The sequence below is a fragment of the Halovulum sp. GXIMD14793 genome (assembly GCF_054457435.1).
In genome coordinates, this window is record NZ_JBTLNE010000134.1 from 1 (window position 1) to 667 (window position 667).

A 667-nucleotide genomic window follows, 5' to 3' on the forward strand; every position below is an offset into this window, starting at 1 on the left:
TCGAAGAGTATCGAGAGGTCCACGGGGTCGAGCCGATCTGCAGGGTGCTGCCGATTGCCCCGTCCATTGCCCGGCAGTGCATTTGCAAAGCAAATGTCACGAGAGGGGACATTCTATGCTCATGCCGCCATTGCCAATGATCCTGATCTGGCATCGGACCGGGCCAAACGGGATGCAATCGATCGCAGGAAGATCGAGGACGCTTTTGATGGCAGCGGCAAGCGCTATGGTGCCCGTAAAATCTGGCATGATCTGCGCCGCGACGGCCATGACATTGCGCGCTGCACAGTGGAACGGCTGATGAAAGCCAAGGGAATACAGGGTGTTGTGCGGGGGCAAAAGCCGATCACGACCAACCCTGACACATCCCAGCCATGCCCGGATGACAAGGTCAATCGCGACTTCACAGCCGACATGCCAAACCAGCTCTGGGGTCGTCCATGCAGGCGCCACTGGTTCAAGCCCAGTGGACGACGACTTCACCTATGTCTCAAGCTGGCAGGGCATGGTGTACGTCGCCTTCATCATTGATGTCTTCGCCCGCAAGATCGTCGGGTGGCGGGTCTCGACATCCATGACGACCGGTTTTGTTCTGGACGCTTTGAACCAGGCCATATGCCAGCGAACTCCTTCAGGGGACCTGGTGCACCATTCGGACCGCAGGTCG

Annotated in this window: 1 pseudogene and 1 other annotated feature; the pseudogene reads left to right on the forward strand. The window is 58.5% G+C overall.

Features of this window, described 5'->3' with window-relative positions:
* Positions 1–62, forward strand: a sequence feature (AL1L pseudoknot). This feature is flagged as partial in the annotation.
* A pseudogene (locus tag ACW9UQ_RS18705) lies at positions 1–667 on the forward strand (IS3 family transposase); the annotation flags it as partial. (Overlaps the previous feature by 62 nt.)